Annotated in this window: 14 protein-coding genes and 1 tRNA gene; 10 read left to right on the top strand and 5 right to left on the bottom strand. The window is 49.3% G+C overall.

Going from position 1 to position 14,698, the window contains the following annotated elements; genetic code table 11:
* The first annotated feature begins 17 nt into the window (after nucleotides 1–17).
* Nucleotides 18–2,444 (top strand): TonB-dependent receptor, encoded by a 2,427-nt coding sequence (locus B0I18_RS23355; protein ID WP_106525188.1) that lies wholly within the window; start codon nucleotides 18–20, stop codon nucleotides 2,442–2,444.
* Between the two features lie 18 nt (nucleotides 2,445–2,462).
* Entirely contained in the window at nucleotides 2,463–3,062 is a 600-nt protein-coding gene (locus B0I18_RS23350) for a DUF1543 domain-containing protein (RefSeq protein ID WP_245882148.1), read from the top strand.
* A gap of 10 nt (nucleotides 3,063–3,072) precedes the next feature.
* Here the strand turns inward: B0I18_RS23350 and B0I18_RS23345 are convergent, their stop codons facing one another.
* A complete protein-coding gene (locus B0I18_RS23345) occupies nucleotides 3,073–3,927 on the bottom strand; it encodes an alpha/beta fold hydrolase (RefSeq protein ID WP_106525186.1) in 855 nt (284 codons plus the stop codon).
* 391 nt (nucleotides 3,928–4,318) lie between these two features.
* Here B0I18_RS23345 and B0I18_RS23340 point away from each other — a divergent pair, with 391 nt between their 5' ends.
* Complete coding sequence (locus B0I18_RS23340; RefSeq protein ID WP_106525185.1) at nucleotides 4,319–4,585, top strand: hypothetical protein; 267 nt, start codon at nucleotides 4,319–4,321, stop codon at nucleotides 4,583–4,585.
* Between the two features lie 153 nt (nucleotides 4,586–4,738).
* Here the strand turns inward: B0I18_RS23340 and rfbH are convergent, their stop codons facing one another.
* From rfbH to B0I18_RS23325, 3 genes are all read right to left on the bottom strand, one after another.
* Nucleotides 4,739–6,049 carry a lipopolysaccharide biosynthesis protein RfbH gene (gene rfbH / locus B0I18_RS23335; RefSeq protein WP_106525184.1) on the bottom strand — a complete coding sequence of 437 codons (1,311 nt, stop codon included), beginning with the start codon at nucleotides 6,047–6,049 and terminating at the stop codon, nucleotides 4,739–4,741.
* Between the two features lie 227 nt (nucleotides 6,050–6,276).
* Nucleotides 6,277–8,220, bottom strand: coding sequence for a zinc-dependent metalloprotease (locus B0I18_RS23330; RefSeq protein ID WP_181358595.1), 1,944 nt, complete (start codon nucleotides 8,218–8,220; stop codon nucleotides 6,277–6,279).
* Between the two features lie 652 nt (nucleotides 8,221–8,872).
* Nucleotides 8,873–9,742: a nucleoside phosphorylase gene (locus tag B0I18_RS23325; RefSeq protein WP_106525182.1), complete on the bottom strand. Its 870-nt coding sequence runs from the start codon at nucleotides 9,740–9,742 to the stop codon at nucleotides 8,873–8,875.
* Between the two features lie 171 nt (nucleotides 9,743–9,913).
* Here B0I18_RS23325 and B0I18_RS23320 point away from each other — a divergent pair.
* From B0I18_RS23320 to B0I18_RS23310, 3 genes are all read left to right on the top strand, one after another.
* Nucleotides 9,914–9,984: transfer RNA gene (locus B0I18_RS23320), tRNA-Cys, on the top strand.
* Nucleotides 9,985–10,160: 176 nt separating this feature from the next.
* Nucleotides 10,161–10,628, top strand: a complete 468-nt coding sequence (smpB, locus tag B0I18_RS23315) for an SsrA-binding protein SmpB (protein WP_106525181.1) — start codon at nucleotides 10,161–10,163, stop codon at nucleotides 10,626–10,628.
* 246 nt (nucleotides 10,629–10,874) lie between these two features.
* Nucleotides 10,875–11,357 (top strand): hypothetical protein, encoded by a 483-nt coding sequence (locus B0I18_RS23310; RefSeq protein ID WP_106525180.1) that lies wholly within the window; start codon nucleotides 10,875–10,877, stop codon nucleotides 11,355–11,357.
* A 289-nt stretch (nucleotides 11,358–11,646) separates the two neighbouring features.
* Here B0I18_RS23310 and B0I18_RS23305 read toward each other — a convergent pair whose 3' ends face one another.
* The gene (locus B0I18_RS23305; protein WP_106525179.1) at nucleotides 11,647–12,093 is read right to left on the bottom strand and encodes a hypothetical protein; all 447 of its coding nucleotides are present in this window, start codon (nucleotides 12,091–12,093) and stop codon (nucleotides 11,647–11,649) included.
* 271 nt (nucleotides 12,094–12,364) lie between these two features.
* Between B0I18_RS23305 and B0I18_RS23300 the strand changes: the two genes are divergently transcribed.
* From B0I18_RS23300 to B0I18_RS23285, 4 genes are all read left to right on the top strand, one after another.
* Entirely contained in the window at nucleotides 12,365–12,946 is a 582-nt protein-coding gene (locus B0I18_RS23300; protein ID WP_146146860.1) for a hypothetical protein, read from the top strand.
* Nucleotides 12,947–13,097: 151 nt separating this feature from the next.
* Nucleotides 13,098–13,514 carry a hypothetical protein gene (locus B0I18_RS23295; RefSeq protein ID WP_106525177.1) on the top strand — a complete coding sequence of 139 codons (417 nt, stop codon included), beginning with the start codon at nucleotides 13,098–13,100 and terminating at the stop codon, nucleotides 13,512–13,514.
* Nucleotides 13,515–13,529: 15 nt separating this feature from the next.
* Nucleotides 13,530–14,231, top strand: a complete 702-nt coding sequence (locus tag B0I18_RS23290) for a hypothetical protein (RefSeq protein ID WP_106525176.1) — start codon at nucleotides 13,530–13,532, stop codon at nucleotides 14,229–14,231.
* A gap of 31 nt (nucleotides 14,232–14,262) precedes the next feature.
* A complete protein-coding gene (locus tag B0I18_RS23285; protein WP_106525175.1) occupies nucleotides 14,263–14,694 on the top strand; it encodes a hypothetical protein in 432 nt (143 codons plus the stop codon).
* The last annotated feature ends 4 nt before the right edge of the window (nucleotides 14,695–14,698 follow it).

The raw sequence follows: 14,698 nt of genomic DNA, 5'->3' as shown, positions 1-14,698 counted from the left end.
AGGACTACCTTTGCGCGATGAAAACCCTGAGCATCCCTGTGCACCTCTTTTTACGCGCTTTTACTGTATTCCTGTTTTCTTTATTGCTGCTGGCCGGGCTACCGTTTTCGCCGGTATATGGCCAGGCCAAAGCCAATATGCAGATCCGCGGAACGGTAACAGACAGCAAACAAAATCCTGTTTCCTTTGCCACCGTAGGCGTGTTCCGCCAGGCCGATTCCGGTTATGTGGAAGGCGTAAGCGCCGGCGATGAAGGCGACTTTATGCTCGATGTACCCACGGGTAAATATTTCCTGCGCATCAATATGATCGGTTTTGAAAACAAAGTTGTACCGGTTGCTGCACAAAAGCAGGTACAGCTGGGCACAGTAGTGATGAAGGAAAGCAGCCACCAGCTGGAAGAAGTACAGATCAAAAGTGATAAGGAGCAGATGGAGCTGAAGCTGGATAAACGCGTGTTCAATGTGGCCTCCAGCCTCAACGCTTCGGGCGCCAATGCCACCGAAGTGCTCGAAAACATTCCGGCGGTAACCGTCGATGGCGAAGGCAATATCAGCCTGCGGGGCAATGCCAATGTAAGGATCCTGGTGGATGGCAAGTATTCGGGCCTGGCCAATTCGGCCGATGCCCTGCAACAGCTGCAGGCCAGTATGATCGACAAGATCGAGGTGATTACCAATGCCTCGGCCCGCTACGATGCCCAGGGACAAGCCGGTATCATTAATATCATCCTGAAGAAAGATCATAAAGGCGGCTGGAATGGCGCTGTAAATGGTAATATAGGCTACAACAGGCAGTTTGGCGGCGGCTTTAACCTCAACTACCGTAAAGGTAAAGTAAACCTGTATGGCAACTACGCGATCAGCCAGCGTGACCAACCGGGTAAGAGCCATACCTACCAGCGCTATAACGGCGCAGATACGGCATTTACCTACGAACAGGAATATACGCACGAACGCAAGAAGTTTGGCAACAACGGTATGATCGGCCTGGACTATACCATCAATGCCTACAATACGCTTTCTCTATCGGCCTTCGCTAAATCGGGGCTGGGCAATAACTTTTACTGGCGCAAGTACAACGACCTCACCAAGGCCGACGAAATGATCGGTTACTCGCTGCGGCTGGAAGACCAGAAGGAGATCGAGGACTACTACGAAGCTTCCTTATCCTACAAACGCACCTTTACCCGCAAGGATAAATTATGGACGGTGGATATGAAATGGTCCAACGACCAGGATATCGAACGCTCGGCCTATACCGAAACCAGCACCTACTCTGCGAATACAGACCTCGAACGTTCGTCGGTAGCCAGCACGGAACGCAACTGGCTTTTCCAGACCGACTTTGTACAGCCCTTTGGTAAAGAGGGCAGGGTGGAAGCCGGGCTGCGTTCGGCCATCAGGCAGATCTCCAACGAATTTGGTTTTGCCGAACTGACGAACAACGGCGCCATATATCCACCCCGGTACAACGACCTCTATCATTACGACGAGTATGTGCATGCGGCTTACCTGATGGCAGGCAATACCTTTGGCCGCCTGTCGGCCCAATTGGGACTCCGGGGCGAACTGTCGGATGTTACGATCAAACAGCGTTCTATCGATTCGAAGAATAACAAGCGATACTTTAACCTCTTCCCGAGTCTGTCGCTGTCCTATAAACTGATGGAACGGAATACGCTGCAGCTCAGCTATAGCCGCCGGGTAAACCGTCCCGACCAATGGGACCTGCTGCCCTTTACCAAGTTTGGCGATAACCGCGAAATGCGATTGGGCAATCCCGATCTGAACCCCGAGTTTACCCATTCTTTCGAACTGGGACTGATGCAGAACTGGGAAGCCGGGTCTTTGTTGTCCAGCGTGTATTACCGTAATACCAGCGATGTGATCCAGTTCCTGAGCACGGTCGACGCCAATGGCCTGGTGCAGAACATAGCCCGCAACCTGGCTTCCGAACAGTACTATGGTTTCGAATTTAACTTCAACTACCAGTTATTGTCCTGGTTAAAATTCACTACCGGGCTCAACCTGTTCCGCTCTTCCGTTTCCGGCACCTTCCAGGGCCGCGACCTCGAGCGCAGTTCCTTTGCCTGGACCGACCGGAGCGCGCTTAACGCTACTTTGCCGGGTGGTATCAGGGCGCAGGCCTCCTTTAATTACCGCGGCGCACAGGCCACCGCCCAGGGCCGGAGCCTGGCTACCTATTACCTCGATATGGCTGTTTCGAAAGAGTTGCTGAAAGGCAATGCCACGGTTACTTTCAACGTCCGCGACGTATTCAATACCCGCAAGTGGCGCAACGTAACCGATACGCCCGAACTCTTTGCCCAAACAGAGATGCAATGGCGTCCTCGTTCCTTCCAGCTGAGCTTTAGCTATCGCTTTAATCAAAAGGCAGGCCAGGAGCGCAATAGCCGCTTCGATAGCAATAATGAAGGCTAAAGCTTTATATGCTTATTTTTGTCGCAAACACAATATCCGCTTATGGAAGGGTACAGGTTATTTATGGTGATCGTGGGCTGTAAGCCGCCCGGGCGTTTTACCGAACAGCATGATGTTTTTTTCGGTATTGCCGGTAGTATGCAGGAGCTGGTGCCGGATATCGTAGCCTTCTGGCCCGAAGCCAAAGGCGCTTTACATGTCGATGCCTGGCGTGCTGTAACCAATGTGGATGGCTACCCGGTATCGGTGGTGCCTGCCGGCGGCATTACTGCAGCCAACAGGCAACAGGGCAATCACTTGTTTTTCTTAAACCTGGGTGGTTACCGGGAAGGCGAGTTTGAAGAACTGCATTATAAAATGCTGAACGTGGCGCCGGAACCCTCTGCGGCCATCAGCGCAGCCAAAAAGACGGCCTTCTACAAGCATTGCGGCTTCGAAGGGGCCGTTTCGCATATCGACGATAAGTATGGCGTTGATGTGGACGACATTTATCCCGTAAAAGATATCATCGATCCTTTTTATAAACACCGTTTTGCGCTGTTGATCGGCGACGAGCCGGAAGCCGGCCTGGCGCCCGATCCGCTGCATATCGGTTATTTTAAACTCGATAAATTATAGGCCGTAACGCTTAACGTTCGTTGCCTGCAAACCGCAGGATGGCGTCGACGATCTGCGTGGCGCCATCGCCGTACAACATCGTCTGGTGGTTGCCATCTACCCGTACATAATGGCCGTCGGGCAACAGGGATGCGCTTTCCCGGGCTTTAAAGTCGGGTAGTATGGGCTCGCCCATATTGTAGATATCCGGGCCGTTGATCAGCAGTGCCGGCTGGCGTACATCGCTGAATAATGAACGCCAGGGCTGGTTGGCCACGCCTATGGCCACTTTTATCATTTTATCCAGGCTGGAGTAGGAGCGTACGCTGCCATCGGGCAGGGTTCTTACATCGGCGCGGTAATAGGTTTTCATTTCCTCTTCCCAGAAGTTATTCTGCGGGGCGGCTTTGGCGTAGTCGATATAATGTTCAAACGAGGGGAAGATACGGTCGAGCCTTTTTAAGATCGGCATCAGCATTTCCGGCACCTTGGCATTCATCTCTGCTGCGGCATCCAGGATGACCAGCTTTTCGATACGGTCGGGAAAATGATTGGCGAGATATACGCTGAGCAGGCCCCCGAACGAATGGCCGCCGATAAAAGCTTTTTCAATACCCAATTGGTCCATCATACCGATAATATCTTTGGCATGATGTTTTAACCCGTATTTGAACACGGGTTTTTCGCTATGCCCCCTACCGCGCAGGTCGGGCGAAATAACCCTGAAATGTTGTGCCAGTCCGCGCGATATCAAACCGTCGAAAGCATGTGCATTGGCCGTAAGACCATGCATCAGGATCAGGACAGGTTTGTTTTTTTGGGGATTGTACTCTATGAAATGCAGGTTAATCCTATTGGTAGTAATGAAGTGATCTGTATAAGGCATTCTTTCTTTGACGCTGTTGAAAAAATTGCAGGGAAACCGAGTTTTTACCTGCTTTTACCAGCTGCTCCGGGCAGGCTGTCTTTCAAAGCTAATATAATTTTCTGTTTTTTGCCAGCTATAGTTGCTAAAATGATATACTACTCATCCTGCTTGTATGGCTTTTTTTTAACCTTTTGGGTATACACTAAAAACCAGGTAAAAACCTGGTTTTTGCATTTCTTGTGTTAAAAACTTTAAATTTTAATAATTTATATATTGTGCTAAACAAAGGTGTTCCGGCCTCTTGACTTAGAAATGCTTATAAATTGGCATAAAATTTGATCTTAAGTTTTTAACAATTATTTTGTCTTAGCCTTTATCAATGAATTTGTAGCTATTAACAACGGTTTATATGAAACAAAAGATTGCATCAGCCGCCCAACAATTTTCGATCCGGCACTTTACGGATATCAACCTGGATCAGAAAGAATTTGCCTCAAAAATTAGTACGCAACTGGTTCAGTTCGCGGATATCGAAGATAAGATTGATTTTATTTCCGAGATTATACGCCTGGGCCGGGAATTGCTCAATTCCTCGGTAAAGAACCTGGACCGCATCGAACGCACGGGCCTGGACCAGCGTTCAAGCCTGTTGCAATTACCACTGAATTATAACTAAGCGGCCACCGGCACGCCCTCCATGCGCCGGAGCAGTGCTTATTGTTTATTGTCTGCATCTGTACCCTTGATATTGACCGGTTGCACGCATAAAAATAGCCTGTTCCTCTTGCTGTAATGCAGAGGAACAGGCTGCTTAAACAGTTGCTGTTATTTATTGCAGTCCGTTGATATACGCCCGTATCACCGAGGCGATATAATCGTAATGCTCCTGGTTCAAACCGGGCCATACGCCCAGCCAGAAAGCATGGTTCATGATCATATCCGTGTTCTCCAGCGAACCTACAATCCGTTTTTCGATATTGAGGTACGCCGGTTGTTTAATCAGGTTGCCGGCAAACAACAGGCGGGTGCCTACCTTCTGTTCTTCGAGGTAGCGTACCAGGTCGTTGCGCACAATAGGACTGCCCGGCCTTACAGTCAGCATAAAGCCAAACCAGCTGGGATTGCTATGTGGCGTGGCTTCCGGTAGTATAAAATGTTCTTCAAAAGGTTTTAAGGTGCGGTACAGCAAGTCGAAATTGGTTCTTCTTTTTTTGACAAAGGCATCGGCCTTGTTCAGCTGGCTCAGCCCGATCGCGGCCTGCATATCGGTCACCTTCAGGTTAAACCCGATATGTGAATAGGTGTATTTATGATCATAACCACAGGGCAGTTCGCCCAGGCATTGATCAAACCGTTTACCGCAGGTATTGTCTTTGCCCGGTTCGCACCAGCAATCGCGGCCCCAGTCCCTGAAGCTTTCCGCTATTTTTTTCAACGATGCGTTATTGATCAGTACCGAACCGCCCTCGCCCATGGTAATATGGTGGGCCGGGTAAAAAGATACGGTGGCCAGGTCGCCGAAGGTGCCTGTCTTCTGGTCGCGGTAGGTTGCTCCCAGCGAATCGCAGTCATCCTCGATCACCCAGAGCTTATACTTTTTGGCCACGGCCATAACGATGTCCAGGTTAAAAGGATTGCCCAGCGTATGTGCCAGCATAATGGCTTTGGTCCTGGGACCGATTGCGGCTTCGATCTGTTCGGCCTTGATGTTATAGGTCGGTATAGCTACGTCGATAAATACGGGGATACAGCCAAACTGTACCATCGGGTTTACGGTTGTCGGGAAACCCGCAGCAACGGTAATCACTTCATCGCCCGGTTTCAGGGCGCGGTCGCCCAGCTTGGGCGAGGTAAGGGCATAAAAGGCAACGAGGTTAGCCGATGAGCCGGAGTTGACCAACAGGGAGAAGCGGCTGCCGAAGTAACGCGCAAACTTCCGTTCAAACTCTGCGGCATAGCGGCCGGTAGTCAGCCAGCCGTCGAGCGTGGCATCCACACCATACAGGATATCGTCTTCATCCAGTATCTTACCCGTTACCGGTATATAATCTTTACCGGGTTCGATCGGGCGTTTCACATTCCGGGCGGCCACCGCCTGCAGCAGCGGCTTTAATGTATCATCTATATTTTTGAAGTCCATAAAAATGGCTTTGCTTTTCCAACTGCTTACCGGCAGCCGGTATGAGGTAATATTCCTGTACAGACAGGAAAAAGGATGGCAAAGAAAAGAAATATTGCAGGATTTTCAGGCATTCTTCCCGGCTATTAACCATTTTCTTTTAAAATAGGGCCGGGCGCCGGTACTGCCGTCAATAAAAACGCCCTCCTGCAGGCAGGAAGGCGTTTTTGAGGGTGTCCGGCAGATGATTAATGTCTGATCATCACCTTTTGTTGATAAGCGTCTGTATCCTGGTTCAGCTGCAACAGGTAGAGGCCGTCGCTGAGTTGCTGCACCGGTATTTCAAACTTGTTGGCGCCCGGTGTGGCACGCAGTTCATAGGATCCTACCTTGCGGCCGGTAGCGTCGGTAAGCACGATGCGGGCTGTGGCATCGCTGTTGCTGTTCCAGGTTATGTTCAGCAGGTTACGGGCTGGGTTGGGGTATACATTGAAGCTGGCAGTACTGATGAGCGAGGACTGGCCCGGTGTGCCCCCGGGTGCTGCGCCGGTAAAGCAAAAGGTTTTGACATCCTGGGTGGTATACTGGGCGCCGCTTGCGAGCACCTGGTTGGCACTGTTTTTCAGGCTGTACGAACCGTTGCCGTAAGAGCAGCAGATACCATCGCCATAGGAGTCCATCATCGTTAAAGTATAACAGCCATTAGGCAGGCACAGGTTGGTGGTAACGGTACCGCCTGCGGTGGCATAAGGGCCGCCTGATGCAACGATCGCGTTGGCGCTGTTTTTGATGTTCCAGGTAATTTCGCTGGGGTAGTTGTCGGCGGTAACGGTAAGCGTAGCGCTGTTGGCCGTGCAGCCGCCGGTAGGCGCGCAGGTGGTCAGGCAGGAGGCATTGCTTACCCGGTTGCGGATCAGGTTGCCGGGTTGGGTACCAAAGCCGTTGTTGAAATTAATGCCATAGCTGGTCAGGTGGCAATAGCTCATAATGGTACCGCCATTGCTCGGGGCGGGACCTGCCGCGCATCCGCCTTCGGTAGTATAACAGTTGTCGAGTGCACCGCCGCTCCAGCTGCAGCTTTGCGTATGCGGCGAACCCAGGTTGTGGCCCATTTCATGGGTCATAACATATACCGACCAGGAGTAGGTAGGTACGGTGCTGTAGGAGCTGTAGATATTGCTATAGGCATAACGGTAGGAGGAATTGCAAAGCACGTCGATCCAGGCAATGCCGCCTACGTTTTGTCCACCGAGCGCAGCCAGGTGGGCAAGGTCGCCGTTAAAGCTGGTACGGGTAGCTTTAAAGCTGTTAAGCGCCGAACTGCTGCTGGCAGTAGGGTAGCTGTCCTGGCTGGTCCATACGAATACCTGCGAGATCACGGTGGTGATCTGTTCGTTGGCATACAGCGTGGCCAGGTTATTGAATACGGCTGTTATAAAATTGGTAGCGCCGGTTACACCGCCTTTGTTTTGGTTCAATGCATAGTCGCACTCGAGGTACACCCGCACGCATTTATCGATAGCGGTACCTTTCTTAGCGGTCTGCATGTATTCCCGTATTTTCTCGGCATAACCCAAAGGCTCTTCGGTACTGCAACCCGCAGGCTGCGGTGCGTTCAGGTTCTTGTCGGAGTAGAGGATGTAGTCGGATACATTACCTGCTTTCTGCAGTTTGCCCAGTACCAGGCTGCCTTCCGTTTCCGTAGCGGCAACGCCTATAATTTCGTCCTGGAATACACTTATGGCTACCGTAGTGCCCGGCATGCCTTTAATAACGCCGCGGTAGTAAACGCCCGGTGTGTAAGCCACGGGTTGTCCGTTGCTGCTGCTGGTGCTTACAAAAAAACTTTTATCGAATGGTGATTGCTGTACCAGTTCCATTTCCAGGCTTGCGCCGTCCTGTTTCGGAATACTGAGGGTAAGGGCATCGGGATGCTCGCTCCAGAGTTTACGGGTATTGGCCGGGGATAACTGCAGGTAGGTGGCATCGGTCACTACCTGGCTGGTGCCACGGGCAGCGGTGCCTGCCTGCAGGACAAAGGGACTGACGGTCTGTTTGAAAAGTCCCTGCGACTTTGCGTTTATGACCTGCTGGTCGATAGGACGTAAAGCATTACCCTCTTGTGCGTAACTCCCGATTGCGCAGAACAGGCCAAGGCCGGCAAAAAGGGATTGTACATACTGTTTTTTCATAAAATGCAACATTTATGGAGGTGAACAATAAAGAATCATCCGGTTAGGTTACAGGAAAGGGCTGCCTGGCATCGCCGGGCGGTTGAAGGCGCCGGGATGTTTCGGGGGGAACGCGATAAAGTTTCAGGAAAATAAAATTGCTGCTATAGGTTCTTGGTTTTGAATTTTAGCTCTTTCGTTGATAACTTCTGTTTAACCAAACCTATATTTTTTTGATGCTAAAAGATATTTTTTAATGCTAAAAAAAACTTAATTATTCTTGCGCATCCTGCAAGCTGCTGAGTGTTAAATGATAGGACAGGCGCGGATTTGCGGCTACTCGTGTGTTCTATATTTTTTGCCAGTTTTTTACCTGTAGTGCGCAAGGGGAAAAACGAAAAAATGAACGCCAGGACTATGTTATGCGGAGTGAAATTACTTTGAATTTTGGTATAGTATTTATTGTTATGTGTAATTGTTGTTTGTATTTTTGTTTTTTGCCTGTCTTTTAATCAAAAATAGCAGCCCGGTAAAGTTCTGTTTGGACCAGGAGATATTGGCAGCCATGCCCTGTTACAGCCGACTGTTTCCATAAAACGGGTAAATAGTAAAGCCAGTCTCCAGCAAGAGGAGACTGGCTTTACCTGTATAGAAATTGCCTTGGCGTATAAGGTTACAGTCCCGATATAATTCCGAGCGATTTGCGGATCATATTTTCTACTGCCGCTGCGGCATCTTTCGAAAATGTTTTGGCCTGCCTGTTGGCCACGATCGTATTTACCGAAAGACAATGATGCCCCATTAATTTACCCAGCCCGTAAATAGCAGACGTCTCCATTTCAAAATTGGTAATACGGTGGGTACCGCTTTCGAAGCTCGACAGAGTATCGACCAGGGTAGGGAAGGCCAGCGGCAGGCGCAGCTTCCGGCCCTGCGGTGCATAAAACCCCGGGCAGGTAACGGTAATGCCGTGTATATAATCGCCGGAGAAGTGATTGAGCAACCGGATCGATCCTTCTGCGATATAAGGTTGTATGGGGTTGCCGGTAAGGTGGGTATGCTGGCTGAAGGCATTAAGCAGGAAAAGCTCGTCGGCATTGTTTTCGAAACGGTAGTAATGCAGCAGGTTGTCGAGGCCGATACCAAAGGACGAAGCTACCAGGCTGTCTACCGGTATGTCCTCCTGCAGCGAGCCCGAAGTGCCCAGGCGGACGATGTTGAGCGAGCGTTGCTGTGCTTTGGGTTCGCGTGTTTCGAAATCGATATTGACCAGGGCATCGAGTTCGTTAAGCGTGATGTCGATATTATCGGGGCCGATGCCGCTGCTTACCACGCTGATGCGCTTGTTGCCGATATAACCGGTATGGGTTACAAATTCGCGGTGTGCTTTTTTATGTTCGACGCGGTCGAAGTGTTTCGACACTTCGGGTACCCGGCCCGGGTCGCCTACGGTAATAACAGTATCGGCAATTTCATCGGGGTGTACGTCGAGGTGGTAGATGCAGCCTTTTGGAGTAATGATCAGTTCCGATTCGCCTATCATAAATGTATCAATTAATAAGGGTTGATTGAAAAAATAACAGGGTCCAAAAGTCTGTAATTAAACTGATATGCGCGTCAAAGCCTGTTTTAAGCGTTAATTAAAAAAAAGACAAAAAACTGTTTGCAGAATGAGGAATGTTTATTACTTTTGCACACCTTCTAAGGAAGCACTGGTATCGTGGCCGAGTGGCTAGGCTCAGCTCTGCAAAAGCTGCTACAGCGGTTCGAATCCGCTCGATACCTCCGAAAAAATCCCGCAGACTTCTGGCGGGATTTTTTTTTGAAAGCGGGGTTATGCAACCCTGTTTACAGCCGGCCGGTATCATGCCGGGTTGCGGCTTTCTTTAACGAACGTTTTGCGTATCTTCCGTGTTAACGTTAAAGAATCGCGAAATCCATAAATCTGTATTGAATCTGTTATGACTAAACCCAATGCTTCCTCCTCCAAAGGAGTCTATCTGAAAAATAAGCCGGCTACGTTCGAGTTTGCTATTGAAGATAAGCTCACGGCTGGCGTTGTATTGACCGGGTCGGAGATCAAGTCGGTACGCCTGGGCAAGGTAAGCTTTAACGATAGCTATTGTTTCTTTCACAAAAATGAATTGTGGATACGCAGTCTGCATATTGCCGAATACGTCAATGCGGGTTACGCAGGACACGATCCCAGGAGAGAACGCAAGCTGCTGCTGACCAAAAAAGAGATCAAGAAGTGGATGCAGAAGATTAAGGAAAAAGGGCTTACCATTGTGCCGCTGTCCATGTATATTAATGAAAAGGGCTATGCCAAACTGGATATAGGCCTGGGTCGTGGTAAAAAACAGTATGACAAACGCGAGACGATTAAGAATCGCGATGCCGAAAGGGACCTGAAAAGCAAGAATTGGTAAACCTGCTGCATCTTAACTTATTTTTCTGAATTTATTAGGTCTTCATTTGTTGTCAATTAAGAAAATCCATCTATTTTTGGCACACATTTTGCATTAGCCAAGGAAAGCTATGTGAAAATGAGAAACATGATAATAAAAATAGTTTTAGCTATCCTGTTTATGGTATGTGCATTTGGGATTCTCGGCTATAACCTGGTTCATTAATTTAATCGTCTAATAACTCACACAAAAATAAAATCAACAAGTATGAAAAAAGCACGTCTGTTACTCACTGCTTCTATGCTGACCATTGCCGGTTTCGCTTCCGTAACCCTTACTTCCTGCTCTAAGGATGATAAGATCTGTAACGAAGGCTACGAAGGCAGCAATTGCGATGTTGAAGTACGCACCAAGTTCCTTGGTCAGTGGTCTGCCCAGGATAGAAAAGAAGACGGCACACAGTTACCGGCTTACACTGCTAATGTCGTGAAGAACCCGAGCTCTATCTCTAAAATGAATATCGGTGGTTTCTCCGGTATACCTTCAAACGGTGGTTTTGCAGCCGATGTTATCGTAAGCGCCAGCGGTACTACTTTTACTATTCCGCCACAGGAGCCCGATGCTGATGGTTTCAGCGTAGAGGGTAACGGTTTTATCAACAGCGCAGGCAACAGCATTACCGTAAACTACAACATCACTAAAATAAGCACAGGCCAGGTAAATAAATACACTGGTACCTGGACTAAATAAGTTACCGGATTATTTTTACAAAGCGGCCCGTTGATGGGCCGCTTTTTTTGTGTTTACGATAGCGGCGGGAGCATTGCCAACGGGGCGCAGGGCATACGCGGCATCCAATTCCTGATATCTAAAATCCGGCACCCAACATCTCATACCCAACATCTAATACCTAACATCTCATATCTAATATCTAATATCTAATATCTAATATCTCACATCTCACATCTAATATCAGGCACCAGGCATAAAAAAAAGCGAAAGGAATTGTCCTTTCGCTTTCTGTTTTTATACAATAGGCCTATTTAAAACGAGCGTCTTTAGCGTTCGTATTGGCTTCCTGTGTTTTCTTTTTTGCTTCTTCGTTACCGAACCGTGCATCTTTTGGATTAACCGGTTTTGCTGGTTCAACTACTTCAGGTACGGGTTGCGGTTTGGTGCCCGTATTTTTGGAAGGCGCCGGTTTTTTAGTAGGTGTTACCGGCTTGGTAGCAGGTTTAGCGGCTACTGCAGCCAGGGAATCGTTTACTCTTTTAAGAGAATCAACAGCTGTTGCATTCTGTGCATTTACAAGAGAATCGCTCTGGCGTTTTTGTGCATTGGCGATCGAATCTTCTGTAGCCTGCCTTGTAGCCTGTTGGATAGAATCAAGCTGTGCAGGTGTCAGGGAACCCTCATTGTTACCACCGCCGCAGGAGGCGAAGCCAACTGCGCTAGCTGCTGCTAAAATTAAAAGACTTTTTTTCATGAGTTGTTATTTTCGTTTTCCTTTATCGTGCAAATTTAATACCAAATTTCAATTCTTTATATTAAAGGGCTGAAAACTTTATTTAAAAACAATTAAAATAATTATAAAATGACGAGTGTTTTAAGGACTGGCTCTATCACAGCTGCCTTACCTGCGGCCCGATCCACCGGTATTGCCTGTTTAAACGCAACGCCGGCGAAAATGTTGTATAAAAAATTAAGCGCCGCTTATGGAATACCGGGGGTATACGCATCTTGAAGAAAAAAGCCCTATGCATACCCTGATACAAATACCCAAACCCTGTTCTGCTGATTGGCAAACGATGACCCCGGATGCCGGGGGGCGGCATTGCGGCCAGTGTTGTAAAACGGTAATCGATTTTACAGATTGGAAGTCCGAAGACATTGTACAGTATCTCAAAAGCAATACCGGTACCTGTGGCCGGTTCCGCAAGGACCAGCTGGATGTGCCCATACCTGCGCCGGAGGTATTTGTACAACAGCTCAACCGTGCTTTCCTGCCGGTGTCCCGCAAGGCAGCTGCTATACTCCTGTTCGTATTTTGTATTATGGGGGCATCCTGTACTTCCTCGGGGCCGGGGCAAAGCCTGCCTGCTGCCCAACATACAACCCTGTCGCATAATGCAGGCATTACTTATCTTACGGGCGATACGGTTATGCCGGTGATCCCGCCCGAACCCGATGAGCATCGCCTGATGGGGGAACCGGCTATTGTCGAGGACACCGGTACCGTGGAGGCACAACCGGTGTCTACCCTGGGTGGCGCACCGGTATTGGTCGATGAGCCCGAGGTAATCGTGCCGGACACAACTTCTGCATCATCAAAGCGCTAGCGTATTTAAGCGTTGCGGCCGCAGATCGGGAAATAATGCCCGCGCTTTGTAATCCTATAAAATATTTAGCAAAGTGGCCGGATAAATTTGTTTTGTATTCAGCCGGGTATATCTGCCCGGTTCATCCCTAAACGAACAAAAACAAGTTTTTATGAAAGTACAGAACATGCAGAAGAAACCACTGGAAGAGGTCATGGACGGCCTGTCCGGCAAGTATCCCGGCGCTGTAATCAAAAAGCCCTTTCTTACGCCGCGCACCATTATCGTACCTAAGGATAATTTCAAGTTCCTGGTACGCGATAAGAAGACCTTTTTTATGATCGACTTTATTCCCCCCGTGCTTTGGGTGGTCGGGGCCATCGTACTTGCCGCTGTATTGCTTTCGACCATATTGAGCCTGCTTGCCGGACAACTCGCCTTTGGCGTAGGCGGTGCATTATGGATCGTACTGGCCATGGTTATCGTTAAAGCCATATTCAAAGGCAGGAACAAGGAAAAATTCGAAACCTTCAAGGCCGATGTGGAAGATGCGCTGAACCGCAGGCCCGATGCCTCTTCTATATTTTAAACCGGGTAACAAGAGATGGCTTCCAGGATCCTGTTGATACTATACCTGCTTACTATAACGGCTGTAGCCCGGGCCCTTACACCGGGCGGGGACTACAGCCTGGGTACAGGACTGCTGGAGCTGGCGCGTACGCACCATGTGCTTCAATGGACCGATACGGTTCCGGTATACCGCGACACGGGGCTTACCCAATTGCAAACCCAGCTCACGGTGGCGCAAACCAATTGTCCGCAGTGCATGGCTTGTGCCGAGCCCAACTCTTTTTACGAAGGGCCCTTCCAGCCTTTTCAATGCGGCGGGGGTAATGGCCCGGCATTTATATGTACCCGCGTTACCCCGCGTTATTTCGAGATCCTGGCCGATACTACCGGCGCCCGTGCCTATATCCCGGCCGCTTATGGGCGTTATGCCAGCTGGGAACAGTACCTGCTCGCCGAAGCGGCTGCCGGCGAGTATTTCCGCATTGTGCGGCAATGGGATACTTCGGTACTCTACGATAAACCCTATCCCGAAGGGCAATTACCCGCTGCGGATAAATACTATTGTGCCGGGGTAAAACTGGTACACCCCGACGATCTTAAATTTGTCCCGGTAGCCGTGCAGGGGCATTGGGTAAAGCTGAATGCCATGCGGAACAAGCGCCTGGCCGGCTACTGCTGGGTCATCTGGCGCGATGAGCGGCGTTTATATCATTGGTTTGCCTGGAATGCGGACTGAGCTTTTATATTTGCGTTCAAAAAAAACAGGGATGAAAATAAAATACTTATTACCCGCCGTATTGCTTTGCAGTAGTATAAGCCGGGCTGCAACGGTTACCGGCAGTTGGCTGTATAAAGGTAAGGTAGACGGAAAAATGCCCGTGACACTTTATATCAATGCTACCGATCCCTGCGGCGGACATGTGATTTACGACGCCATTTATAAATACGATGGTAAAAGCCGCTGGCTGTCGCTGAATGCGGAAGTAAATGAAAAAGACGACTATTGCCTTACGGAAAGCGGCTTTACCGGTGTAATGATATTGCACCGCAATGGTAAAGAGCTGAAAGGCGTATGGATTAGCCCCAACCGCAAACGCAGTCTGAACGTGGTATTGCAACAGCAGTTATTAAGCCCTGAAGAAAAGCAACGTATGGAACAAGCCAGGGAGCAGGCCGCCTACGAGCTAAACGATTGTTAGCTGC

Source organism: Taibaiella chishuiensis (assembly GCF_003014535.1).
Classification (GTDB): Bacteria; Bacteroidota; Bacteroidia; order Chitinophagales; family Chitinophagaceae; genus Taibaiella; species Taibaiella chishuiensis.
This window is presented reverse-complemented; position numbering and strand designations above follow the sequence as displayed.

Excerpts from the sequence above, each read along its gene's own strand:
- B0I18_RS23355 (WP_106525188.1), top strand. The coding sequence starts at position 18 with ATGAAAACCCTGAGCATCCCTGTGCACCTCTTTTTACGCGCTTTTACT.
- B0I18_RS23345 (WP_106525186.1), bottom strand. The coding sequence starts at position 3,927 with ATGCCTTATACAGATCACTTCATTACTACCAATAGGATTAACCTGCAT.
- B0I18_RS23340 (WP_106525185.1), top strand. The coding sequence starts at position 4,319 with ATGAAACAAAAGATTGCATCAGCCGCCCAACAATTTTCGATCCGGCAC.
- rfbH (WP_106525184.1), bottom strand. The coding sequence starts at position 6,049 with ATGGACTTCAAAAATATAGATGATACATTAAAGCCGCTGCTGCAGGCG.
- B0I18_RS23330 (WP_181358595.1), bottom strand. The coding sequence starts at position 8,220 with ATGAAAAAACAGTATGTACAATCCCTTTTTGCCGGCCTTGGCCTGTTC.
- B0I18_RS23325 (WP_106525182.1), bottom strand. The coding sequence starts at position 9,742 with ATGATAGGCGAATCGGAACTGATCATTACTCCAAAAGGCTGCATCTAC.
- smpB (WP_106525181.1), top strand. The coding sequence starts at position 10,161 with ATGACTAAACCCAATGCTTCCTCCTCCAAAGGAGTCTATCTGAAAAAT.
- B0I18_RS23310 (WP_106525180.1), top strand. The coding sequence starts at position 10,875 with ATGAAAAAAGCACGTCTGTTACTCACTGCTTCTATGCTGACCATTGCC.
- B0I18_RS23305 (WP_106525179.1), bottom strand. The coding sequence starts at position 12,093 with ATGAAAAAAAGTCTTTTAATTTTAGCAGCAGCTAGCGCAGTTGGCTTC.
- B0I18_RS23300 (WP_146146860.1), top strand. The coding sequence starts at position 12,365 with ATGCATACCCTGATACAAATACCCAAACCCTGTTCTGCTGATTGGCAA.
- B0I18_RS23295 (WP_106525177.1), top strand. The coding sequence starts at position 13,098 with ATGAAAGTACAGAACATGCAGAAGAAACCACTGGAAGAGGTCATGGAC.
- B0I18_RS23290 (WP_106525176.1), top strand. The coding sequence starts at position 13,530 with ATGGCTTCCAGGATCCTGTTGATACTATACCTGCTTACTATAACGGCT.
- B0I18_RS23285 (WP_106525175.1), top strand. The coding sequence starts at position 14,263 with ATGAAAATAAAATACTTATTACCCGCCGTATTGCTTTGCAGTAGTATA.